Annotated in this window: 23 protein-coding genes, 2 pseudogenes and 1 riboswitch; of the genes and pseudogenes, 8 read left to right on the top strand and 17 right to left on the bottom strand. The window is 45.4% G+C overall.

The features are described 5' to 3' along the window. Window positions 1-27: 27 nt before the first annotated feature. Window positions 28-993: a LacI family DNA-binding transcriptional regulator gene (locus SB724_RS02505; RefSeq protein WP_410569970.1), complete on the bottom strand. Its 966-nt coding sequence runs from the start codon at window positions 991-993 to the stop codon at window positions 28-30. 99 nt (window positions 994-1,092) lie between these two features. Here SB724_RS02505 and SB724_RS02500 point away from each other — a divergent pair, with 99 nt between their 5' ends. Then, window positions 1,093-1,218, top strand: coding sequence for a hypothetical protein (locus SB724_RS02500; protein ID WP_023356867.1), 126 nt, complete (start codon window positions 1,093-1,095; stop codon window positions 1,216-1,218). Window positions 1,219-1,275: 57 nt separating this feature from the next. Here the strand turns inward: SB724_RS02500 and SB724_RS02495 are convergent, their stop codons facing one another. The 6 genes from SB724_RS02495 to SB724_RS02470 form a co-directional block, all read right to left on the bottom strand. Further along, window positions 1,276-2,370, bottom strand: coding sequence for a M24 family metallopeptidase (locus tag SB724_RS02495; RefSeq protein ID WP_410569967.1), 1,095 nt, complete (start codon window positions 2,368-2,370; stop codon window positions 1,276-1,278). 113 nt (window positions 2,371-2,483) lie between these two features. After that, window positions 2,484-4,397: a heavy metal translocating P-type ATPase gene (locus tag SB724_RS02490; RefSeq protein ID WP_410569965.1), complete on the bottom strand. Its 1,914-nt coding sequence runs from the start codon at window positions 4,395-4,397 to the stop codon at window positions 2,484-2,486. A gap of 242 nt (window positions 4,398-4,639) precedes the next feature. After that, on the bottom strand, window positions 4,640-5,134 hold the full coding sequence (gene stoA / locus SB724_RS02485; protein WP_088462217.1) for an endospore biogenesis thiol-disulfide oxidoreductase StoA: 495 nt from the start codon (window positions 5,132-5,134) through the stop codon (window positions 4,640-4,642). 62 nt (window positions 5,135-5,196) lie between these two features. Continuing rightward, on the bottom strand, window positions 5,197-6,537 hold the full coding sequence (locus tag SB724_RS02480) for a polysaccharide biosynthesis protein (RefSeq protein ID WP_007409593.1): 1,341 nt from the start codon (window positions 6,535-6,537) through the stop codon (window positions 5,197-5,199). A 115-nt stretch (window positions 6,538-6,652) separates the two neighbouring features. Next, complete coding sequence (locus SB724_RS02475) at window positions 6,653-7,276, bottom strand: cell wall hydrolase (protein WP_007611030.1); 624 nt, start codon at window positions 7,274-7,276, stop codon at window positions 6,653-6,655. A gap of 274 nt (window positions 7,277-7,550) precedes the next feature. Then, window positions 7,551-7,745, bottom strand: coding sequence for a hypothetical protein (locus SB724_RS02470; RefSeq protein WP_029325879.1), 195 nt, complete (start codon window positions 7,743-7,745; stop codon window positions 7,551-7,553). Between the two features lie 163 nt (window positions 7,746-7,908). Here SB724_RS02470 and SB724_RS02465 point away from each other — a divergent pair, with 163 nt between their 5' ends. Next, window positions 7,909-8,094, top strand: coding sequence for a YkvS family protein (locus tag SB724_RS02465; protein WP_003154669.1), 186 nt, complete (start codon window positions 7,909-7,911; stop codon window positions 8,092-8,094). 71 nt (window positions 8,095-8,165) lie between these two features. On the opposite strand, the gene SB724_RS02460 is transcribed toward SB724_RS02465, so the two are convergent. From SB724_RS02460 to SB724_RS02450, 3 genes and pseudogenes are all read right to left on the bottom strand, one after another. Next, window positions 8,166-8,441: a DUF3219 family protein gene (locus tag SB724_RS02460; RefSeq protein ID WP_088462220.1), complete on the bottom strand. Its 276-nt coding sequence runs from the start codon at window positions 8,439-8,441 to the stop codon at window positions 8,166-8,168. 349 nt (window positions 8,442-8,790) lie between these two features. Next, window positions 8,791-9,003 (bottom strand): annotated as a pseudogene (locus SB724_RS02455) (tunnelling fold family protein); the annotation flags it as partial. Between the two features lie 136 nt (window positions 9,004-9,139). Further along, window positions 9,140-9,886: pseudogene (locus SB724_RS02450) on the bottom strand (SDR family NAD(P)-dependent oxidoreductase). A 168-nt stretch (window positions 9,887-10,054) separates the two neighbouring features. On the opposite strand from SB724_RS02450, the gene SB724_RS02445 reads away from it, so the two are divergent. Then, window positions 10,055-10,396, top strand: coding sequence for a winged helix-turn-helix transcriptional regulator (locus tag SB724_RS02445; RefSeq protein ID WP_007611023.1), 342 nt, complete (start codon window positions 10,055-10,057; stop codon window positions 10,394-10,396). Continuing rightward, a complete protein-coding gene (locus tag SB724_RS02440) occupies window positions 10,380-10,634 on the top strand; it encodes a hypothetical protein (protein WP_088462222.1) in 255 nt (84 codons plus the stop codon). The genes SB724_RS02445 and SB724_RS02440 overlap by 17 nt, the downstream gene beginning before the upstream one ends. Window positions 10,635-10,841: 207 nt before the next feature. Here SB724_RS02440 and queF read toward each other — a convergent pair whose 3' ends face one another. The 6 genes from queF to SB724_RS02410 all read right to left on the bottom strand — a co-directional run bounded on the left by queF (window position 10,842) and on the right by SB724_RS02410 (window position 15,684). Continuing rightward, window positions 10,842-11,336: a preQ(1) synthase gene (queF, locus tag SB724_RS02435; RefSeq protein ID WP_003154673.1), complete on the bottom strand. Its 495-nt coding sequence runs from the start codon at window positions 11,334-11,336 to the stop codon at window positions 10,842-10,844. Window positions 11,337-11,353: 17 nt separating this feature from the next. Continuing rightward, window positions 11,354-12,085 (bottom strand): 7-carboxy-7-deazaguanine synthase QueE, encoded by a 732-nt coding sequence (gene queE, locus SB724_RS02430; RefSeq protein WP_003154676.1) that lies wholly within the window; start codon window positions 12,083-12,085, stop codon window positions 11,354-11,356. Then, a complete protein-coding gene (queD, locus tag SB724_RS02425) occupies window positions 12,078-12,518 on the bottom strand; it encodes a 6-carboxytetrahydropterin synthase QueD (RefSeq protein ID WP_410569961.1) in 441 nt (146 codons plus the stop codon). Before queD ends, queE begins: the two co-directional genes overlap by 8 nt. Beyond that, the gene (gene queC, locus SB724_RS02420) at window positions 12,519-13,178 is read right to left on the bottom strand and encodes a 7-cyano-7-deazaguanine synthase QueC (protein WP_003154679.1); all 660 of its coding nucleotides are present in this window, start codon (window positions 13,176-13,178) and stop codon (window positions 12,519-12,521) included. Between the two features lie 96 nt (window positions 13,179-13,274). Further along, window positions 13,275-13,319, bottom strand: a riboswitch (PreQ1 riboswitch). Between the two features lie 108 nt (window positions 13,320-13,427). Beyond that, window positions 13,428-14,549 (bottom strand): hypothetical protein, encoded by a 1,122-nt coding sequence (locus SB724_RS02415; protein WP_410569959.1) that lies wholly within the window; start codon window positions 14,547-14,549, stop codon window positions 13,428-13,430. A 97-nt stretch (window positions 14,550-14,646) separates the two neighbouring features. Further along, window positions 14,647-15,684, bottom strand: a complete 1,038-nt coding sequence (locus SB724_RS02410; RefSeq protein WP_174737394.1) for a YkvI family membrane protein — start codon at window positions 15,682-15,684, stop codon at window positions 14,647-14,649. Between the two features lie 401 nt (window positions 15,685-16,085). On the opposite strand from SB724_RS02410, the gene clpE reads away from it, so the two are divergent. From clpE to motB, 3 genes are all read left to right on the top strand, one after another. Beyond that, window positions 16,086-18,182 (top strand): ATP-dependent protease ATP-binding subunit ClpE, encoded by a 2,097-nt coding sequence (clpE, locus tag SB724_RS02405; protein WP_410569957.1) that lies wholly within the window; start codon window positions 16,086-16,088, stop codon window positions 18,180-18,182. A 169-nt stretch (window positions 18,183-18,351) separates the two neighbouring features. Next, window positions 18,352-19,167: a flagellar motor stator protein MotA gene (gene motA / locus SB724_RS02400; RefSeq protein WP_007408461.1), complete on the top strand. Its 816-nt coding sequence runs from the start codon at window positions 18,352-18,354 to the stop codon at window positions 19,165-19,167. Next, a complete protein-coding gene (motB, locus tag SB724_RS02395) occupies window positions 19,139-19,924 on the top strand; it encodes a flagellar motor protein MotB (RefSeq protein WP_003154685.1) in 786 nt (261 codons plus the stop codon). The genes motA and motB overlap by 29 nt, the downstream gene beginning before the upstream one ends. Before the next feature lie 35 nt (window positions 19,925-19,959). Here the strand turns inward: motB and mhqR are convergent, their stop codons facing one another. Continuing rightward, window positions 19,960-20,406, bottom strand: coding sequence for a MarR family transcriptional regulator MhqR (gene mhqR / locus SB724_RS02390; RefSeq protein ID WP_410569955.1), 447 nt, complete (start codon window positions 20,404-20,406; stop codon window positions 19,960-19,962). Between the two features lie 198 nt (window positions 20,407-20,604). Between mhqR and kinD the strand changes: the two genes are divergently transcribed. After that, on the top strand, window positions 20,605-22,122 hold the full coding sequence (gene kinD, locus SB724_RS02385; protein WP_046559543.1) for a sporulation kinase KinD: 1,518 nt from the start codon (window positions 20,605-20,607) through the stop codon (window positions 22,120-22,122). Window positions 22,123-22,280 lie beyond the last annotated feature (158 nt).

Here is a 22,280-nt window from a genome sequence, read left to right as displayed (position 1 = left end):
CGAACGGAAAGCGCGTCAATTCTTTTTTTAGACGGTTGATCGTTCAATAAGGCGGTAATCAAGAACTTTCCTTGCCGGAGGCCCGCCGCTGATCCGGTTCTCAAGCATGTGAAAAGCCCGCTTTCCCATTTCTCTTGTTTGTATATCTATTGTGGAAATACCTAACATCTTGCTGATATCATGATTGTCGATGCTCAAAATCGCAAGCTCTTCCGGGATGCGCGTCCCATTTGCCTTGGCTTCAAGGTAAAGACCTGCGGATACTTGATCATTCGCCACAAACAGCGCAGTCGGTTTGTCATCCCAGCTCTTCCATCTATGAAAAAGGGCTTTCCCGTCAAGCAGCGTCAGCGCCTTTTCCACAACCAGCTCTTCTCTGTAAGGCTGCCCGGTCTTATTCAGCGCCTCTTTGTATGCGGCGATGCGGACTTGACTGTTTTTTCCCTTTTTTCTGGCCAGGCTGATCGCTATTTTCCGGTGTCCCTTTTCTATCAGATAATCCAGACCGTGCCGAAATGCTTCCCGATGCGGATTACTGATGGAGGAAAGCCCTGCCGCATCAGTGTACTGGCAGAGGATGAGCGGTTCTTTCAAGGTAAGCAGATGCCCATCAGGAATTGCTTTGGAGCAGATAATCAGGCCGTCCACTTGGCGCTCCTGTAATTGTGATAAGGCAAAACATTCTTTTTGCTGCTGATAATCTGTCTGGTATAAAGAAAGATGCACGCCTGACGCTTCGGCAGCCTCGGCAATACCTGCAACAAGGTCTGCAAAATACGGAAGATTCACCGACGGAAGCACAACGCCGATCATATCGGAAAAACCTTTGGATAAATGCACAGCATGAATGTTGCGCGTATATCCGAGCGATTGCATCGCTTTTTTCACTCTTTCTCTTTTGTCCTTACTTACATAAGGATGATCGTTTAAAACTCTTGATACCGTTGTAACAGAAACCCCGGCAGCGCCGGCAATGTCTCTGATCGTAGCCATTGCGTCCCCCCTTTCTTTTTTTCCCTTGATCTGGAATGCGTTTCATACAGTAAGCTAGAAACAGATACATCCTATTCGTTTGAAAGGAGAAGAACAGCGATGGGGATTCTTTGCTTAATCGGTTTGTGTCTGGCCATAGTCGGCGGCAGTTACCTTGCCCTGCGGCCCCTGAATGAAAAGCATGACATCAAACCATTTCAGCATTTTGATGATTTTTTCATTTAAAAGGTGATAAAAAAGGACGCTGCGTTCCAGAACCGTCCTTTTTTATCACAAAGCTTTTTATTTCAGAATCGTTAATTCTTTCGGATACTGCGTTAATGCTTCGGCGCCGTCTTTTGTGACGAACACATCGTCTTCAATGCGCACGCCGCCGACATCCGGCACGTAAATCCCCGGTTCTATCGTGTAGACCATGCCTTCTTTGAGGAGTGTGTCGTTCGCGCTGCTCATTGATGGATATTCGTGAACCGAAATCCCGAGTCCGTGGCCGAGGCGGTGCGGGAAATAGTCTCCGTATCCGGCTTTTTCAATAATGCCGCGGGCTTTTAAATCAAGATCGCCGATTCTGACACCTGGTTTGCTTAATTGAAGCGCCGCCTGTTCAGCTTTAAGCACCGTTTCGTAAATCTCTTCCTGCTTCGGGCTGATTGATTGGTATGCGAATGTTCTCGTAATGTCTGAACAGTAGCCGTCAAGAATAACGCCCAGATCAAACAGAACGAAATCGCCTTTTTTCAACCGGTCTGCACCCGGATTCCCATGGGGCTGGCCTGATTTTTCCCCGAACAGCACCATCGTTGAAAATGACATGCCCTGCACACCTTTTTTCTTCAGCTCAAACTCAATCTGCGCGAGTACTTCCGTTTCACTCACACCCTCTTTAAGCGCCGCGACACCGACTTCAACTCCGTAATCCGCGAGTTTTGCCGCTTCCCTGAGAATGCTGATTTCCTTCTCATCTTTCACGAGACGGAATTGGTTTAGCGTTTCTTCTGCCGAAACAAATGCCGCGCCCCCTGAAGCTTGTTTGAGCTGTTCTGAGCGGGAAAGAGAGATCGAATCCTTTTCAACCGCGATGGAATCAAGCCGCACATTTCGTTTTGTGAGCTCGGCTTTGATCAGCTCCCACGGATCTTCGTGATCGCTGTAGCCGATAATACCATGCTCCCACCCGGTGCTGCGGGCTTGTCCGGCTTCCATTCCCGGACAAACGAAAAACGGCTCCTGTTCCTGAAACAGGAACAATCCCATTAACCGCTCATGCGGATCTGTGTAAAAATCAGTTAAATAAAATACGTTTTCCTTTGTATGTATAAATGCCGCATCATGTCCTTCTTTTTTCAGCCAAGATGAAACACGTTCTAATCTGTTCATTTTTTGCTTTTCCTCCTTACCAAAGTGACTCTTTATTCATTCTATCAGTTTTCCGGCGTTTATGCTGTGAACGAACATTAAAAAAACAGCCGCCCGATGTGCGGCTGTCATGTTTATTTTAATAATCTCAGTCCGTTCAGTATGACCAGAATCGTGCTCCCCTCATGCCCGATCACACCAAACGGCAGTTCCATCACCTGCAGAAAGTTAGCGCAGATCAAAAGGCAGATGACCGAGAGCGAGAAAACAATATTCTGCTTAATAATCCGGTTCATTTTCCTTGAGAGTCTGCACATTTTCACAAGCTTGTGAAGATCATTTTTCATAAGGACTAAGTCAGCCGTTTCAAGGGCCACGTCCGTTCCCCCGCCCATCGCAATACCGACGTCAGCGGTTTTCAGAGCGGGCGCGTCATTAATGCCGTCCCCCACCATGGCGATTGTGCCGTACGTTTCTTTCAGCTTCTTCACTTCTTTTGCCTTTTGGTCCGGCAGACAATCGGCAACAACCGTCGTCATGCCCGCCTCTTTTGCAATGGCAGCCGCAGTTTCAGGCTGATCGCCGGTGAGCATGGCTGTTTGAATGCCCAGTGATTCAAGCTCAGCCATCACGGCTTTGGCTTCAGGTCGGATTTGATCCTTTAAGGCGAAGCAGCCCGCAATCCGGTCATTTTTTTTAACAAAGACCAGTGTAAAACCTTTATCCTTTAATTCTTTTCCCGATGTTTGCAAAAAAGCATCTGCCGCATCTTCACCTGCAAACCCCGCTTTTCCGACCATCCATTTGACGCCTTCTATTTCAGCCTGAACACCGAATCCGGACGTCTCGTCAATCGATAGATGTCCTGCGGGCGCGGCGCCCCGGCTTTCGGCAAATTCAGCTATCGCTTTTGCAAGCGGGTGGCTTGATTGCTTTTCCATCGCATACACCGCCTGCATGATCTCATCTTCACTCACATGTTCCGCAGCTTGAAACGCCGCGACTGCCGGCTGTCCCTTTGTGACCGTGCCGGTTTTGTCAAAAGCGATCATCCGAACGCTTCCCAGCTGCTCTAAAAACACACTTCCTTTAACCAATAATCCGTTGCGGGCCCCATTTGAGATAAGGGAAAGCGCAGCGGGCATAATAGAAGCGACAAGCGCGCACGGGGAGGCGACCACCATAAACACCATCGCCCTGTAAAAGGTTTCACTCCAGCTCCAGCCTAAAGCGAAATGAGGAATGAATAAAAGCAAAGCCACGGCTAACAGCACGCCTTTTACATAGACACTTTCGAATCGTTCAATAAATGCCTGAGCCGGTGACACGCTGTTTTGGGCTGATTCCACCAGCCGGATGATTTTTCTGAATAAAGACTGTTCATTTGTTTTCGTCACACGGACCGTTAAGGAGCCGTTTCCGTTTACCGTTCCTGTAAACACAGAATCTCCTGCTGTTTTTTCCGCCGGCATCGCTTCACCCGTCAGCGCCGATTCATCGAGGCTCGTCACGCCAGACTCAATGATCCCGTCTGCTGCTACGCGTTCGCCCGGCTTAATGACGATCATGTCACCGATCTTAAGTTCAGCAGCCGGCACCCGCTTTTCCCGTCCGTCCGCAAGCAGTGTCGCTTCCTCCGGTTCCAGTTTCATTAAAGATGTTAAATCACGGCTGCTTTTATTCATCGTATATGTTTCGAGCGCGCCGCTTAACGAAAAAATAAAGATAAGAACAGCGCCTTCAGCCCAATAACCGATCAGGGCGGAGCCGACAGCCGCAAAAATCATCAGCAGTTCCACATTTAACGCCTTCGTCTCAATGGTATCCTCAATTCCCTCTTTCGCTTTTGCAAATCCCCCGATCAGGAAGGCAAGGATATACAAAGTGACGGACAGGCCTTTTGTTTCGGTAAAAAACCAGGCCGCAAGAATAAGGACGCCGGATACGAGCGCCGCAATGAGTTCTGCATGCTGGAGCCACTTTTTTCCGGCCCGCTCTTCTTGTATGTGCTGTTGTGAATGGGTTTGTGTCATCACTTGTTCATTCATTATGAATTCTCCTCTCTAATTGAGAACGCAAATCATCTTCAATTCCCCGATAAAAGCAAAACAGCCGCCTGACAGGCAGCATTTTCACAGTGTTATCGCAGTGTTTTCTTTATTATAGCATGCCGGCGGAAGATTTCAATTGTAATTGTTTTAATTTCTTTTTGATAATAATTATCATTAGTGTTTCTTCAGCTGTTCATTATATGCAAAAAAGGTGCGGGAGGAATTCCTCCCGCACCTTTTTATTTCTCTGACCATTCTTTTAATTGTGAGGCGGTCATCGGACCGACGATCTTTTTTTCGATTTCTCCTTTTTCATTCAGCAGAAATGACGTGGGAATCGTCATGACATCGTATTCCTTCATAAGCTCGCCTTTCGTGTCAAGAACAATCGGGAATGTGAGATGGTGCTGACTGACAAAGTTTTGAACGGTATTTTTATTTCGCTCGGCATTCATCAAATTTACCGTTACAAGGCTTACATCATCGGACTGATGCTGTTCAAAATACGTTTGGAACTGCGGCAGTTCTTTTTTGCACGGCGGACACCACGATGTCCAAAAATGCAATATCGTTTTCCGCCCTTTATTCGGAATCGATATCTCGTCTCCTTCAATCGTCTTCATCAGAAACACGGCGGGAACTGCCTGTTTTTCTGATGAGGCTTTTGCTTCAGGCATCCAGACGGCGGCAGCTATCAAAAGGACTGCACATACAATTAGGCGGTTTTTATGCATATGATCTTCCTTTCACGCGTTTCGGATAGCTTGCCCTTCCTTATTGAAATGTATCAGCCTTTTCAGCTTTCGATCCGGGGCGCTGTTCTTCCGCCGCCCGTCAAAAACACGGAGACACCGAGGTCTTTGCAGATCGTCGCGTAATGTAAACTTGTCAGAAGAATCATGCCGGTATTCATGCCGAGTATAATGCCGAGCATTTGCAATTCCGGCATAGAACCGAGCACATACATCATCGAAAGCCCCACAATGCTGCTCCATACGTTATGATAAAACGCCGTTTTCACGTGGCCGATACCGATCAGACAGGCCTGAAGCGGCATCACAAACAGATGAAAAAGAAAAAACGGCCACAAAAGCTGCAAATAATACTGCGCTTCCGGAGACTGAAAAAACAAATGGGTCAGCGGGCCCGCGAACTGAAACATGACCCAGACTGCCGGAATGCCGTAGCCGAATGTAATAAAAATCGCTTGTCTCAGCCGTTTCAGCACAATATCATATTGGGACAGCGCATACGCTTCTGAAATGCTGGGAATCATGACGACCATCAGTGAATGGGCGATAAATGCGGGAAACGAACCGATTGTCATCGCTACACCGGCAAGCATGCCGTATTGATCAATCGCGGCTGTCCCGGCTGCCCCGGATGCCAGCAGCGCTCCTTTAACCAAGAAGGGTTCAATTGCGTTTGTCACCGCATGAAATATACGAAGTCCCGTTGTCGGGATGGATACGGCCAGGAGGCGTTTCCGCACGTCTTTCCCGCGAAGATGAATGTGCTGATGGCCGGAAAGCGCCCTCCGCGCCAAAATAAACTGCGTATACAAGTAAACGAACACCACGACATCGCTTGCGACCAGCACAAATAATGAAATGAGCACGGCCATATCAATTTCAAAAGAGTACCATTGAAAAAAGATAAACAGACAAAGCACTTGAATGATTTTTTTCATGACATTCGCAACCGCGATTTTTCCCATTTGCTGCACACCCATAAAATAACCTCTGGCGATGGATGTAAAAGCGACGACTGGAATCAGCCCGATGACAATCCCTTTAATAAACGGGTGATACGTATCGAATACAGGAATGAACGGCAGCGCGATGCTTGCGGCCGCGGTTGAAAACGCGGTAAAAACGGCGGTCATTCTGAAGGCATGCCGGAGCATGCTTTCATGCAGCTTCTGATTGGATTCCGCGATGAATTTTGAAATGGAGATCGGAAGCTCCAGACTGGCGATGACGATAATTAAAAAAATGGTGGGCAGAATGCTCATGTAAAGTCCCATCCCATGCTCGCCAAGCTCCCGCGCCAGTATCATATTCACGACAAATTCCAGACATTCCGCGAAAAAGGCGGCGATGGATAAAAGAATGATCCCTTTCACAAATCGATTCATGGTGTCTCTCCTTGTCTCTCGTTCTTCCATCATCATATGAGACAAGTTCTGAAAATATTTTCGATTTCTCAAAATTGAAAAAAGCATAGCCGGGATATTTTTGATCCCGCTATGCTTACATCGCAAATACGTGTCTGCCGATCCGTTCGATAATTTTTCGGGAACGAATCCAGTGGTCAGATGCCGTTTTCGGATTGTAGAAAAACAACGCGTTCGTTTCTCTGCCCGGATGGTCAAGCGCCTCATTTGCGGCGGCGATGGAATCCTTATCCGGCTTTTGATTAATGCTTCCGTTTGCTACCGGTTCAAATGCATTCCTTTGATAGATCACACCCCGAATGGTATCCGGGAAGCCGTTTTTTTCAGTCCGGTTCAGCACTACGCTGGCTACCGCAACCTTCCCTTTATAAGACTCACCCTTCGCTTCTGCGTGAACGAGACGCGACAGAAGTTGTCTGTCAGCGCGGGAATACGTTTTTTTCGGCGGCTGATAAGCCGTCTCCTCCGGTTTGGCTTCCTTCTCTTGGTGAGATGACAGCTTTATCGGTTGGATAGAATGCTTATGATCCGTTTTTGAAAGCTTCGGAACCGAGCTTTTTTTATTTAAATCAGCAACCAGTGTGCTGGGTTCTTGCTTTGGCTTCTTCGCAAAAGTAAACAGAGCTTCTGTATGTTCAATTTTTGATGCAGGCATAAAACATAGAAAAAAGACAGCCAAGGCAGCAAATTTTGTCGTCATACGATTTCCTCCTTAAATACTTCACTACCTTAACAAGAGCTGTGCGCAAATTCACGGTTAAAGATTTTCCAGTGCTCCCAATCAGCTTTTATGATGGAAAAAGTTCGTTAACAGCCTTGTTATTGGCAGGAAAACAGCCATCATTTTCACAACATTAACCAAATAGCAGTAAAAGTATCCATCGGAGGGATTTTACATTTTGTTTACATCTGTTACAGCAAGATGAAATGAGAAACCAAAAAACAAAAAAAGACTCCTCAAGTGCGAGGAGCCGTCAGCTTCTTGGCTGTTCTAAATACTGGAAGATAACATCTCCGCCCTGCTGTGCAATACCACGGAAATGCTTAAAATCTTCCTGCTTCGATAAAACTGCTCGAAATGCAAGAAAATGTTCTTTCTGCACCCTGAATTCTTTGATTTCACCGGTGCGCATTTGGTTGATAGATTCTGAAATTTCCTCAGGCAGCAACGAACACAGCCTCCTTTTCTCGGCTTTTTCCCGAAAATCAATATACCATCTTTCCCCCGCCGGGACAATGATTGAGCGGGCTGATACCCATATCGCTTTACTTCTTAAAGAAAATACTGCAAAATATTTTCAAACAGGATTTATGATAAAGGAGAGGAAGCTCGTGAAAATTGCTAAGGTTGGAAACGTCATTGAATTTAAAAACGGATTAACCGGTATTGTTGAAAAAGTAAATGAAAACTCCGTCATCGTTGATGTAACCATCATGGATAATTATCGTGACCTTGAATTAGATTCCCTCACTGTCGTCAACCATAAGAATTATAAAATCATCAGAGACTCCTATTAAACCCCCCGAACATCCGAACCATTTACATATCCCGCACAAAAGCTGCCGCCCGGCAGCTTTTTCAAATGAATTCAGATCTCGGTCATTTCTACAAAAAAATCACCGGTCTCGCCTTTATTGTAAAGATTTGTGACGGATGTATGGTAGTTGGTTATTTTACCGCGGAATTCAAGCCCGCGCTCGGGCGCCTTGATGTCAAATGTTTTTTCATACAAAAGGACGGCAATATCATGATACGTTTCAGAGGTCACCTTCAATACAAATGAAATCATGCGGCCGTTTTTACCCGCACTTTCTTTACAATCATACATTTTCAGCCTTACACCGTTTAACTCTAACGGCTCCATAACGAACACTCCTTCTTTTTACAGGACATGCTATCATGCTGACCATTCCTTTACAATTGATCCGCTCCGAATGAGAAAAAACAGCGCAGGCCTTTACAAACATACGTTCCCTATTTTATAATGAAACAGACGAGCTGCCATCCAGCACCCGTCACGTAATGAAGCGGCGAGTACACTCCCCCCGGGTTTACTCGTCTTTTTCTTTTCTCCAAATAATCTCTCTTTTCCTTATAGAAGTTCTGTGCAAATATCATGCACCTTTTTGGCTGCGCGGCACAGACGAAAAATACCCCCGCTTAAAAGGCGGGGGTACTTAGGTTATATTCCGAGACTGTACTCCGTCTGAAAATTAACGGTTGTCAATCGTCTCCCGATACATATCATGATTCATCATCCGATGTTCGGCCATTTTTTCATATTTTGTTCCCGGTCTGCCGTAGTTTGTATACGGGGTCAATGGAGATTCCGCCTCTTGGCGTGAATTTGCCCCATACTTCAATGTAGCGGGGTCCATTAATTCGATCAAGTCATTCATAATGATGTTCATGCAGTCCTCGTGGAAGAAAAGGCAGGTCAGAGTCTTGTCCCATAAGTACTTGCTCTAGACATTAATCATGAAGTCACACCAATTTCACACCTTACCAAACGATTGATTTTAACCTTTTTTGGGGACTATTTGTAATCTCTGCGCAGTGAAATTATACCTGTGCTAGCCCGCCATCTACGAACAATTCAACACCCGTCAAGTAACTGCTTTCGTCTGAAGCAAGGAAAGATACAGCGTTTGCTACTTCTTCAGGTGTCCCAACTTTTCCAGCTGGAACAGTATTTCTGGTATTTTCCATTGCTCCTTCAAGTGCATCACCAAAAAGCTCATCGTATGCAGGTGTAAGAATAGCTCCTGGACTAACCACATTTACACGGATTTCAGTACCTTTTAGGTCAAGAATCTAGTTGCGAACTAGTGCTCTTAATGCTGCTTTAGATGCTCCATATACACTAAACGCTGGGTTGCCAATTGATCCAGCAGTAGAGCCCGTTACAATAATAGAACCTGCTTTGTCCGGGAATAGTGATAACGCTTTTTGAACAGTAAAGATGGTTCCTTTAACGTTAATGTCGAACGTTCTATCAACCTGCTCTTCAGTAATTTCACCTAATGGAAGGAAGTTGCCGATGCCTGCATTAGCAAAAAGAATGTCCAACTTACCTTTTTCCTGCTTTATAATGTCATATAGTTTGTCTAAGTCTTCAAGCTTAGAAATATCACCTTGAACACCGGTTACATTCTTGCCAATTTGGTTAACAGCTTGATCAAGTTCGTTTTGTCTGCGTCCCGTGATATAAACATATGCACCTTCGTTTACAAATTTTTGTGCTGTAGCAAGACCAATCCCACTTGTTCCACCCGTTACAAGCGCTATTTTACCTTCAAATTTACCCATACTTAATACTCCTTTAGAATTCATTTTATTTTATGTCTAGTACCTTTAAGTACTTGAAGAACAACTTACAAGATATAGTATCCTTCAGTAAGCACATTATCGGAAGTACCCACTTTTTTGTGATATAGTAACTAAAAAGTAATAAATGTGGAATGGAGAGCTTTAGACATGAAAAAATTTAGCTGTGGGTTTGAAGTGACAAAGGAAGTCATTGGCGGAAAATGGAAAGGCCTTGTATTATACTTTTTAATGAATGGACCAAAGAGAACGAGTGAATTAAAGCGCATTATCCCAAATATAACTCAGAAAATGCTGATTCAAACACTTAGAGAGCTTGAAGCCAGTGGACTTGTGAGCAGAAAGATGTATAATCAAGTACCGCCGAAGGTTGAATATTCATCCACTGAACTTGGAGAATCTCTTAAACCTATCTTGCAGGAGCTCTGTCAATGGGGAAGCCATTATGCGGAGCAAGAGTATGCAGAAGGTGAATATGAAATTGTACGTTAGGATTGATGTAGCTGCTGAAGTAAATGCTAAACAACTTCAATACCATCGCCTAACAGATGAAGAACAGTCAGAAATAAATGAGATATTCAATTTTGAAAGTGAAGTTCTAATAAGAAGTGTCATGGACTATATTCAGGAGAACTTTGATGAAATTCAAAAAAGAGCTGTTTCAAATGTTAAAGAGAAGGTTCAGAAACTTAGCCAAAAAATAAATGAAGATATTGATAATAATATTTAATGCCTATGATCTCTAGATAGGCATTTTTTCTTTCGGATAAAGAAGAAAAGACGTACAAATTGTACGCCTTAATCTGCTTCTGTACTATCAATTTTTCACTGCATAAAAGTCACAGTTCAGGTTGCACCAGGTCACACTTTTATTGAGCTTAGTGCAGGTCACACTCCGGTCACTTCGTTTCACACTCCGTATCACACAACGGAATAATTACCGATTATCAATTGTTTCCGGATACATATCATGATTCATCATCCGATGTTCGGCCATTTTTTCATATTTTGTTCCCGGTCTGCCGTAGTTTGTATACGGGTCAATCGAGATTCCGCCTCTTGGCGTGAATTTGCCCCATACTTCAATGTAGCGGGGGTCCATTAATTCGATCAAATCATTCATGATGATGTTCATGCAGTCCTCGTGGAAATCTCCGTGGTTGCGGAAGCTGAAAAGATACAGCTTCAGCGATTTGCTTTCCACCATTTTTTCGTCCGGAATATAGCTGATGTAGATGGTTGCGAAGTCCGGCTGTCCCGTTTTCGGGCAAAGCGATGTAAATTCCGGACAGTTGAATTTAACGAAATAATCACGGTTCACGTGTTTATTCGGAAATGATTCCAAAACCTCCGGCGCATATTCAAATAAATAGTTTGTCCCTTGATTTCCCAGGAGCGTAACTCCTTCTAATTCTGATTCTTTTCTTGTCATATAAATCTCCCTTTCTATTAAACTCCCCGTTTATTGCCCCAAAGCAATGTATGCAGCTGAGGCAGGACTCTGACGAGATTCAGATCCGAATCGGCTGAAACCTTATCAACGAGTGTTTCGTATTTTCCGAGCAGATGTGCGATCAATGCCCGGTCGTCCGTCGTATGGACGTTATCGTTTCCGACCTGAAGATAAAACGGGATATTGGGATACCGCTTGTGCACGGTTTTCGCGAATTGCAGATCTTCATCATTAAAAATGACGACCTTTAAGCTGACCGCGTTAAGCCTTTCTGCCGCATCAAGCGAAGACACAATGTGATCGAGCTTTGCAAAATCGGTTGTCATCCCCGAACTTGGCGGCTTCGGTGAAATCGTCAGGTCGTTAATCATTGTGAACCAATCCTGATAGACCGTTCCCTGCGTTTCTAAAGCGGCGCGCACCCCGTGCTCTTTCAGCAGCAGAATCAGCGCGTCAAGCTGCTTTAACAGCGCCGGGTTTCCTCCTGAGATGGTGACATGGGAAAAGGCGTCTCCGCCGATTTCTCTCAGCTCGCGGTAAATGTCTTCCGCCGTCATCCAGCGGATATCTTTTTTGGCTGAGCCGTCCCATGTAAAAGCGGAGTCGCACCAGCTGCAGGAGTAGTCGCAGCCCGCCGTGCGGACGAACATGGTTTTCTGGCCGATAACCATGCCCTCCCCTTGTATCGTCGGTCCGAAAATTTCTAATACCGGAATTCCTTTAGCCATTCCTATCACCTTTTTTCGGGCGGTATACGCAATAGCTTGTCGGGGTTTCCCTGACAAAAATCTGCACGCAGACCGGCTGATTCTCCAGTGTTTCAAGGTAGGACTGCACCTTATCGTAAATCGTTTTGGCCACGACCTCGGTCGTCGGCAGTGAATATCTGTCATCTTCAGAAAATTCGTCATGGTCATTCAGCAATGTATGGTCATAAGCGCCATGCACCAATTTCTTCAGCACGCTGAAATTCACGAGAAAGCCTGAATCGTCCAGTTCATCCCCCGCAACTGTAATATTTACTGTATACGTGTGCCCGTGGACTCTGCTGCACGCTCCGGCGCTATCGCGGGGAATAAAGTGCGCGGCTGAAATGTGCATATCCTTATTCAACTCAAACGAATAAGGATGCTGAACCTGCGGGTAAATTTGAGAAAGCAATTAGTTCCGCTCTCCTTTCATTTTCATATATTCATCATATCCTTTATTGCGGAGCAGGCATGCCGGGCATTCGCCGCATCCGTCCGCAATGATGCCGTTATAGCAAGTCAGTGTGTTATTCTTTACAAAATCAAGCGCGCCGAGCTCATCCGCAAGTTTCCACGTTTCTGCTTTGTTCAGCCACATAAGCGGCGTATGAATGACGAACGGCTTTTCCATCGCCAGGTTGACGGTGACGTTGCAGGATTTGACAAACTCGTCACGGCAGTCCGGGTAGCCGCTGAAATCAGTCTCGCAAACACCGGTGATAATGTGGCGCGCGCCGATTTGATATGCAAGAATCGATGCAAAGGATAAAAATACAAGGTTGCGTCCCGGTACAAAGGTTGTCGGCAGTTCCCCATCCTTCGCTTCAATTTCGATATCATCTCTTGTCAGCGCATTCGGCGCGAGCTGATTTAAAAGAGACATATCAAGCAAGTGATTTTTGACACCGAGCTTTTCGGCAATCGATTTTGCCACATCGATTTCTTCTTGGTGACGCTGATTATAATGGAATGTAACGGTTTCCACTTCTTCAAAGTTTTGCAAAGCCCATAATAAACAAGTCGTGCTGTCTTGGCCTCCGCTGAACACCACAACTGCTTTTTCTTTTTTCATGTCTTTCTCTCCCTTATCTATCATTCCATAAAAAAAGCGCCTTTTTCGGAGAAGGCGCCCTAAAAAACATAAAAAAACCGTATCCAAGGATACAGCTCGTCCTTAGTTTTTTATAGAGGGTGTAGCTAGAACCTCTCCCGCATCAATACGGATTTTCTTCTTTTTTCACTTTTGCTATCATACCATAATGTTGTTTCCCGTGACAATAAAAAAACAGCCTGAACCCTGTGTCAGGCTGCAAAAGCGGGTTTAAGCCCCGCGTTTTTTCCCCGGAAATACCATCAGCGCAATCCCGATCAGAACAAATAAAGCAGGCCAGAAAACAGAAACCGGAATGATCGGCTGATTCGTCATCATAAAAGAAAGTGCCGTCAAGGTCAGCACCGCAACCGGGATGAGCAGCGCCTTCTCTTTCCCGCCGAACAGCCACAGCTCAAATAAACCGAATGCCGTTGCAAGCAGATAAACAGGCCATGTCACACCGGAGTAGGACCAATTGGTTGCCGTTTCAAAGACAAACAAGATCCCCGTAATCAATAAAATGCCGCCCGGTACGAGAAGTCCCGCGTTTTTGACAGGTTTCGGGCCGAAAATCGGAATGTGAAAAGCGGCGCCCAGCAAAAGAATGAGAACGGGCCAGCCGCGTTCGCTGATGACTTCATTTGCATTGGTGAATATGCCGAAAATGCCCGCGGCGCACAGAACCGCAGCAGCAATCAAAAGCCCTCTTTGCCTTCTGCCGAACAGCCAGGCTTCAAACAGGCCGAACGCAACGGCAAAGAGGTAGACAGGCGATGTCACATTTGCGTATGTCCAATCCGTCAGCGTTTCAAACCATAACAACCCGCCCGTCACAAGCAAAATGCCGCCCGGAATAAGAAGGCCCGATCTTTTTTTCGGCTGCATAAAGGCAGCGGCGTGAAACAAAAGCGCGGCTGCGATGATCAAAAGCGGCCACAGCCCCGTCATCAGCATACCGGCAAAGCATAGTGCTCCCACGGCTGTCAGGATGAAAGCAGGAATCAATACACCTAACTTCCTCCCGCCGAAATACCACAGCTCAAACAGACCGAGAGCAGGCGCCCATATATAAACAGGCCACGTCACGCCTGAATACGTCCATCCCGTTGCCGTTTCAAAACAAAACAGGCAGCCCAGCACAAGAAACATACCGCCCGGAACGAGCAGTCCCGCCTGTTCAGGCGTTTTTTTCGCAAAAATAAATCCGGCGTGAAACCCTGCGGACATTATAATGAAAAGAAACGGCCACGCCGAACCTGCGGATATATGAAAAACTCCCGCCTTCTGTAAAAAAAACGCAATGCCGATACAAATAAAAATAAATCCCAATAATACACGTCGAGCTTTCATTTCTTACTCCTCCCCATCATTTCCCAATTCATTATACAGAAATGGCAGGAAAAAAGAAGGGGAATTCCCGAAAAATACAGACATTTTCTTTATATCCTTATTTTTCTTTCGGGATTTTTTTGCAAATCAATGCGCCGATGAAAGCGAGGCTCACATATCCAAACACCGGATAAACGGTGGAAATCAGCTGTCCGTAGCCGATTTGGCTGATAATGAAAGCAAACGCCAAAATGCCGCCGTAAATATATGTACTTCTTATATGAAGAAAACTGTTTAATTGTTTTTCCAATCCGTATAAATTGCCGATGACCGACGTAAACACTTCCCCGAAAATAATAAACAAATAAATGATATGAAGCGAACGCGAATACGAATAGACAACTTGAGCCATCGGAATGTCAAACTCCAGCACATCCGGCAGCACCGATAATGATAAAAAGCTCGCGGCAAGCACCAGTGTCAACAGAACGCCGCCTAAATAAGCCCCCCTTCTGATCACCTTCTCTGAAGACATTTCGTTCGCAAGCGGCACAAGGACGGCTTGGGCGAGTGATAAATTTAACGCGCCGTAAGAGACGGCGGACAAAAGCCAATTCCACTTGTCAGGCCATACCCATTCGTCCGCGTTTCTCGTGCTTGTAAATACAAATGAATCAGCTGTCACGATAAAAGAGAAAGAAATTAAAAGCGGCACAACCAATATATTGACGCCGAACACACCTTTAACACCGCTTGTCATGACGGCAAAGCTCAGTACGATCGTCAAAAGGATCCCCGCTTGTGCGGGCCATCCAAGCTGTTCATGAAACAGCGCCCCCGCTCCGGACAGCATGACAGAGGTCACTCCCAGCAATATAAACATCATAAACATGTTTACGGCACGGCCGATGGACTGGCCGAATAAATATGTGTTCAATTCCTGATAAGACGCTGCGTGAATCCGTTTGGAAATGATCATGATTTTTGCGCCTAAATATGTAAACATCAGACCGCTTACCACGATACCGAACAGACCGATCCAGCCAAACTTCAGAAAAAACTCAACGATTTCCCGTCCCGTGGCAAAACCGGCTCCTACAACCGTGCCTACGTATACAAATGCAAGCTGACTTGCAGAACCTTTTGTTTGTCCCATTTCACCCTCCGGCTAAGCGCAGATTTGTCCAGGCCTTTATATATGCTTATGAGACAAGTCGCCCGAAAAGACGAACAAATCGTCCTTCCCCGGAGAAAACAGATTCAGCTCTCTCCTCTAAGCAAAAATATTGAAAGAAAAAAAGGGCCGGCGTATACTCTTCATCAAGAAAGGTCAAAGCATTTCATTTCCTTTCTGACTATATTGGTCAAAAATAATCAAACCTCACAAATATCACTTATAATGCTGTAAACATTTATTTTTCGGGGTTTGAAACAAAACACTTGAAAGTCAAAGAAGGTCAGAGTATACTATTAATCAAAGAAGGTCAAAGTTAAGACCTTATTTTCTAATCCATTTGGTCAAAGATGATCAAACATTTTCCGAGGAGGTTTTGGCAAATGCGTTGTCAACATTGTCAGAAAAACGAGGCGACGATTCGCCTGAACATGCAAGTCAATTCCATTCAAAAACAATTCGTTTTATGTGAAACATGTTATACAGAATTAACCCGAAAACCGTCTATGAGCATGGGGCCGCAATCATTCGGATTCCCGTTTGAGCAAGGTTTCGCTCCCAATCAAAATAAACAGCAGGCCGGCCCTGAAAAAGGCCTGCTCGACGAGCTCGCTCAAAACGTCACAAACGGCGCAAAAGCAGGTCTGATTGACCCTGTGATCGGCCGCGATAATGAAGTGGCGCGCGTAATTGAAATTTTGAACCGCCGGAATAAAAACAATCCGGTGCTGATCGGTGAGCCGGGCGTCGGTAAAACGGCTATTGCAGAAGGCCTCGCGCTTAAAATCGCTGAAGGCGATGTGCCGAACAAATTGAAAAACAAAGAGCTTTACCTGCTTGACGTCGCTTCTCTCGTCGCCAATACAGGGATCAGAGGCCAGTTTGAAGAAAGAATGAAACAATTAATGAACGAATTAAAAGAACGGAAAAACGTCATCTTGTTCATTGATGAGATTCATCTTCTTGTAGGCGCCGGCTCTGCCGAGGGATCAATGGATGCCGGGAACATCCTGAAACCGGCGCTTGCCAGAGGCGAGCTGCAGGTCATCGGGGCGACAACGCTGAAAGAGTACCGCCAGATTGAAAAAGATGCGGCGCTTGAAAGACGCTTCCAGCCCGTCATGGTTCACGAGCCTACAATAGAACAAGCCATCAGCATTCTGGAAGGCATTAAAGATAAATATGAGAAATACCACGGCGTCACATTCAGCAATGAAGCGATAAACGCCTGTGTTACGCTTTCATCCCGTTACATTCAGGACCGCCACCTGCCGGATAAAGCGATCGACTTATTAGATGAAGCCGGCTCTAAGGCGAACTTGGAGCTTGATACCGTAAATGAAGAAGATGCGGCTGAGAGACTCAAAGCAATTGACGCGGAGAAAACAAAAGCGCTTCATGAAGAAAATTATGAGCTTGCCGCGAAACTGCGTGATGAAGAAGCGGCGTTGGAAAAGCAGCTGGCGCATGAAACACCGGCCTCTTCACCTGAAATCGGGGCGGAGCATATTCAAGCCATCATTGAACAGAAAACAGGCATTCCGGTCGGAAAACTCCAGGCTGATGAACAAGTCAAAATGAAGGAACTTGAAGAGCATCTTCATCAGCGCGTCATCGGTCAGGAAAAAGCCGTGAAAAAAGTGGCGAAAGCGGTCAGACGAAGCCGCGCCGGCTTAAAATCCAAAAACAGACCTGTCGGCTCCTTCCTCTTTGTCGGACCGACCGGAGTCGGAAAAACCGAGTTATCAAAGACACTCGCAGATGAACTGTTCGGTACAAAAGATTCCATTATCCGTCTCGATATGAGTGAATACATGGAAAAACACGCCGTATCAAAAATCATCGGTTCACCGCCGGGATATGTCGGACACGATGAAGCCGGTCAATTAACGGAAAAAGTGCGCCGCAATCCGTACAGCATCGTGCTGCTCGATGAGATTGAAAAAGCCCACCCTGATGTCCAGCATATGTTTCTGCAGATTATGGAGGACGGCCGTCTGACAGACAGCCAGGGCAGAACGGTCAGCTTCAAAGATACCGTTTTGATTATGACAAGCAACGCTGGAACCGGCGAAAAACAGGTGAAAGTCGGATTCCAATCTGAAGAGAGCGTCCTGGAAGAACAAACGCTGATTGATTCACTGAGCGCGTTCTTCAAACCGGAGTTTTTAAACCGGTTTGACAGCATTATTGAATTCCAATCCCTGAAAAAAGAACATCTCGTGAAAATCGTCAGCCTGCTTCTCACAGAGCTTGAAGACACATTAAAAGAGCGCGGCATCAGCCTGAACGTCACCGATGATGCGAAAGAAAAAATCGCTGAAATCGGCTACCACCCAGCTTTCGGAGCACGCCCGCTCAGAAGAACGATCCAAGAATTGATCGAGGACGAAATGACAGATCTCTTATTGGATGACAACGAAATAAAAGCCTTCCATGTCGTAATGGAAGAGGACGAACTCAAAGTCCGGGCACAATAAGAAAAAAGCGGTTCCCTCCTCGCGGGGAGCCGCTTTTTTGTTTCTTTCTCCATGCCGGAAGGGAGAAACTGTGAAGAATTCGGGAACAATTTCTCAATCACCCTAAAGTTCCATGCACTGCCACCGATATTAACCATAGAAAGCTAGTATAAAGGATTTGGTGAAAACTATGGATAAAACATCGATTATCGGTATCATCCTCGCCTTGATTGCTTTAAGCGTGGGCATGGTGCTGAAAGGGGTCAGCTTAAGCGCACTCGCTAACCCGGCAGCTATTCTGATTATTTTGTTCGGTACGATTTCTGCGGTGATCATCGCATTCCCCGGAAAAGAAATCAAAAAAGTGCCTGCCCTTTTTAAAGTGCTGTTTAAAGAAAACAAACAGCTGACAATTGCGCAATTAATTCCTATGTTCTCTCAATGGGCGCAAATCGCCAGACGTGAAGGTCTGCTCGCATTGGAAGCAAGCATTGAAGACGTGGATGACGCATTTTTAAAAAACGGCCTGAGCATGGCGGTTGACGGACAAAGCGCAGAATTTATCAGAGATATTATGACTGAGGAAGTTGAAGCGATGGAAGACAGACACCAGGCCGGCGCAGCCATCTTTACACAAGCCGGCACATATGCGCCGACACTCGGCGTTTTGGGTGCGGTCATTGGCCTTATCGCCGCTCTTTCTAACATGAACAATACCGAGGCGCTCGGACATGCCATCAGTGCGGCGTTTGTCGCCACCCTTCTCGGGATTTTCACAGGATATGTACTATGGCATCCCTTCGCCAACAAACTGAAACGCAAATCAAAGCAGGAAGTCAAACTGCGTGAAATCATGATCGAAGGCGTTCTGTCAGTGCTTGAAGGACAGGCCCCGAAAGTGATCGAACAAAAACTTCTCATGTATCTTCCTGCGAATGAACGCGCAAAAGTCGCTGAACAAGAAGGAGAGGCAAACAATGGCGAGAAAAAAGAAGAAGAAGCATGATGACGAGCATGTGGATGAGTCTTGGCTGATCCCGTACGCGGATTTGCTCACCCTTCTTTTGGCTCTGTTCATTGTATTGTTCGCCATGAGCTCGGTCGATGCGGCGAAATTCCAAATGCTGTCTAAATCATTTAACGCCGTGTTTACCGGAGGCACGGGTGTTCTTGAATATTCAAGCGTCACCCCTCCTGAAAACGAAAAAGACGGCGTTGATCAGTTAAAAAAAGACAAGGAAAAAGATAAAGAACAGAAAAAGAAAGAAAGAGAAGCAGCCGACCGCGAAGAACTTGAAGGCGTGCAAAAGCAAGTCAATCAATTTATAAAAAATAAAAAGCTTGAAACTCAGCTGGAAACAAAGCTGACTAAAGAAGGACTCTTAATTACCATTAAAGACAGTATCTTTTTTGATTCCGGACGGGCGGATATCCGTCAGGAAGATATTCCGCTTGCCAAGGAAATCTCGAATCTCCTTGTGCTGAATCCGCCGAGGAACATTATCATCAGCGGACATACGGACAATGTGCCGATTAAAAACTCACAATATCAATCTAACTGGCATTTAAGCGTCATGCGGGCCGTCAACTTCATGGCTATTCTGACAGAAAACCCGAAACTTGACGCAAAAGTATTCAGCGCCAAAGGTTTCGGAGAGTATAAACCGGCCGTGTCGAACAAAACCGCTGAAGGGCGCAGCAAAAACAGGCGCGTCGAGGTACTGATACAGCCTAGAAACGCCGCGACTGACCAAAATCAGTAATATAAAAAAGGAAGCCTTTCAAATGGCTTCCTTTTTTATTTCTGATGAAAATGTTTAGCGTTTAACCCCACTCTTTTCAGCATTTCCGTACACATTTCTATCTCTTCATCACTCAGCACACTGATCATTTCCTTAATTTCTTCAGCATGATCAGGGAAAATACCGTCCAAAAGACGGATTCCCTTTTCGGAAATCTGTGCGAAAGTCACTCTTCTGTCAGTCGGCGAGGCTTTTCTGATGAGAAGTTCTTTTTTCTCTAATTTGTCAACAACGTATGTAATACTTCCGCTCGCTAATAAAATTTTGTCACCGATCTGCTGAAGCGGCTGGTTGCCTTTGTGGTACAGCAGCTCCAGCACCGCAAATTCCGTCGGGTTCAGGCCGTGCTTATGAATATGTTTATTCATATGGTCGTTAATAGATCGGTACGCACGTGACAGTACAATAAATAATTTCAATGAGTTTTCTGTTTTATCCGTCATACATTCAATCATCCTTTTACAAAAGAAACCGTTACAGAGAAACATTAATAAACAAAATGAAAAATGTCAACAAAAATGTTTCCAAAATTTCTCTTCTTTTTGTCTGACCTTAATAAAATAATTTGTTTTTCTATCATTTTGGTTATTTTTTCTTATTAAAGAAGTATAAAGATGATATAATACCTCTATTCAAGTGTAATGTTGGAGCGATGCAGAGTGAATACATTTAAAGGTGCCCGGGGAAAGATCAAGCTTTATCTCATATTGGTGATCATCCCGGCACTTATTATCAGCTTTTTCATTTATGAAAAAGAAAAGCAGAAAATAGCCGATAAACACATACAGGAAGCCAGTATGATGCTCAACCTTCACCGCAATAAGCTCAATTATTTAATCGGTGAAACAAAAGCCCGGATGACAACACTTGCGATCGCTGTCGATAAGCCTGTCAATGAAGAAAAGATCATTGACATTCTCGATCAGGCTTTTGAGGATGAACCCAGATTCAGCGGACTGTATATGCTGAATTCCAAAGGTGATGTCATCGCAAGCACGACTGATCTGAAATCAAAGGTGAATTTGGCCGACAGACCGTATTTTACGAAGGCGAAAAAGACGAAAAAAACGGTCATCACAAATGACTACTCCAGCAGAATTACAGGCCAGCGCATCTTCACGATCTGCGTGCCGGTGTTAGACGCAAAACGGGAAGTCACGGATTATTTAGTAGCCGCCATACAAGTCGATTATTTGAGAAATATGATCAATATGCTGAGCCCTGACGTTTATGTCAAGGCAACCAATCAGAATAAAGTGATATTTGCCAGCGGACGGGCTGATCAATCAGAAGGTGTGAAACCGGTCAGCGGCTATCTGGATGATATTAATTGGAATATCAATGTTTATCCGAAACCGGTTGAGCTGAACGAGCTGACCAAAAGCGTGCTGCTGCCGATGTCCAGTATTGCCGTGCTGCTGAATATTCTGTTCATTCTCGTTCAATATTATCTGCTTAAGCGCAAGACCCAGCTGGAGCGCGCTCAAAATGAAGCGCAGAAATTGGAGCTGATCGGAACGCTTGCCGCCAGCACCGCCCATGAAATCCGCAACCCGCTTACAGGGATCAGCGGCTTCATTCAGCTTTTGCAGAAAAAATACAAATCGGAGGAAGATCAGCTGTATTTCTCAATTATTGAGCAGGAGATTAAACGGATCAATCAGATTGTCAGTGAGTTTTTAGTGCTTGGAAAACCCACTGCTGAACGGTTGGAAGTGAACTCGCTGCAGGATATTCTTGATGAGATTATGCCGATTATTTATTCTGAAGGGAATCTGTATAATGTGGAAGTGAACGTGGAGATTCTCGTCAATCGGCCGCTCAAGGTCAACTGCACGAAAGACCATATTAAACAGGTGATTTTAAATGTCGCGAAAAACGCTTTGGAATCCATGCAGGAAGGCGGCCGGCTGTCCATCTATTTAGAAGCCCGCGATCATAAAGCAGTCATTAAGGTGGCCGACAACGGAATGGGCATTTCTGAAGATATGCTTGAACACATTTTTCTTCCGTTTGTAACGTCAAAGGAAAAAGGCACCGGCCTCGGCCTTGTCGTATGTAAACGAATCATGCTGATGTACGGCGGTTCGATTGACATTCAAAGCGAAGTCGATAAGGGCACAGAGGTCACCATCACTCTCCCTGCCGCTTCTCGATGAAAAAAACACCCTGGGTCGGGGTGTTTTTTATTTAAAGAAGAATATGTGTAAGAGGATGTACCAGAGGAACGGCATCATAGCCGGCAGATAGTACGAGGCGCTTCGTGAGCCGTGCCAGCGAAAAAATCTGCTGACTGTACGCGGTCATCTTTCGGATG

The sequence above is a fragment of the Bacillus sp. SIMBA_031 genome (assembly GCF_046535225.1).
Classification (GTDB): domain Bacteria; phylum Bacillota; class Bacilli; order Bacillales; family Bacillaceae; genus Bacillus; species Bacillus velezensis.
This window is presented reverse-complemented; position numbering and strand designations above follow the sequence as displayed.

Coding starts and splice junctions, on each gene's coding strand:
- SB724_RS02505 (WP_410569970.1), bottom strand. CDS start 993: ATGGCTACGATCAGAGACATTGCCGGCGCTGCCGGGGTTTCTGTTACA.
- SB724_RS02500 (WP_023356867.1), top strand. CDS start 1,093: ATGGGGATTCTTTGCTTAATCGGTTTGTGTCTGGCCATAGTCGGCGGC.
- SB724_RS02495 (WP_410569967.1), bottom strand. CDS start 2,370: ATGAACAGATTAGAACGTGTTTCATCTTGGCTGAAAAAAGAAGGACAT.
- SB724_RS02490 (WP_410569965.1), bottom strand. CDS start 4,397: ATGAATGAACAAGTGATGACACAAACCCATTCACAACAGCACATACAA.
- stoA (WP_088462217.1), bottom strand. CDS start 5,134: ATGCATAAAAACCGCCTAATTGTATGTGCAGTCCTTTTGATAGCTGCC.
- SB724_RS02480 (WP_007409593.1), bottom strand. CDS start 6,537: ATGAATCGATTTGTGAAAGGGATCATTCTTTTATCCATCGCCGCCTTT.
- SB724_RS02475 (WP_007611030.1), bottom strand. CDS start 7,276: ATGACGACAAAATTTGCTGCCTTGGCTGTCTTTTTTCTATGTTTTATG.
- SB724_RS02460 (WP_088462220.1), bottom strand. CDS start 8,441: ATGGAGCCGTTAGAGTTAAACGGTGTAAGGCTGAAAATGTATGATTGT.
- SB724_RS02445 (WP_007611023.1), top strand. CDS start 10,055: ATGAAAAAATTTAGCTGTGGGTTTGAAGTGACAAAGGAAGTCATTGGC.
- SB724_RS02440 (WP_088462222.1), top strand. CDS start 10,380: ATGAAATTGTACGTTAGGATTGATGTAGCTGCTGAAGTAAATGCTAAA.
- queF (WP_003154673.1), bottom strand. CDS start 11,336: ATGACAAGAAAAGAATCAGAATTAGAAGGAGTTACGCTCCTGGGAAAT.
- queE (WP_003154676.1), bottom strand. CDS start 12,085: ATGGCTAAAGGAATTCCGGTATTAGAAATTTTCGGACCGACGATACAA.
- queC (WP_003154679.1), bottom strand. CDS start 13,178: ATGAAAAAAGAAAAAGCAGTTGTGGTGTTCAGCGGAGGCCAAGACAGC.
- SB724_RS02415 (WP_410569959.1), bottom strand. CDS start 14,549: ATGAAAGCTCGACGTGTATTATTGGGATTTATTTTTATTTGTATCGGC.
- SB724_RS02410 (WP_174737394.1), bottom strand. CDS start 15,684: ATGGGACAAACAAAAGGTTCTGCAAGTCAGCTTGCATTTGTATACGTA.
- clpE (WP_410569957.1), top strand. CDS start 16,086: ATGCGTTGTCAACATTGTCAGAAAAACGAGGCGACGATTCGCCTGAAC.
- motA (WP_007408461.1), top strand. CDS start 18,352: ATGGATAAAACATCGATTATCGGTATCATCCTCGCCTTGATTGCTTTA.
- motB (WP_003154685.1), top strand. CDS start 19,139: ATGGCGAGAAAAAAGAAGAAGAAGCATGATGACGAGCATGTGGATGAG.
- mhqR (WP_410569955.1), bottom strand. CDS start 20,406: ATGACGGATAAAACAGAAAACTCATTGAAATTATTTATTGTACTGTCA.
- kinD (WP_046559543.1), top strand. CDS start 20,605: ATGTTGGAGCGATGCAGAGTGAATACATTTAAAGGTGCCCGGGGAAAG.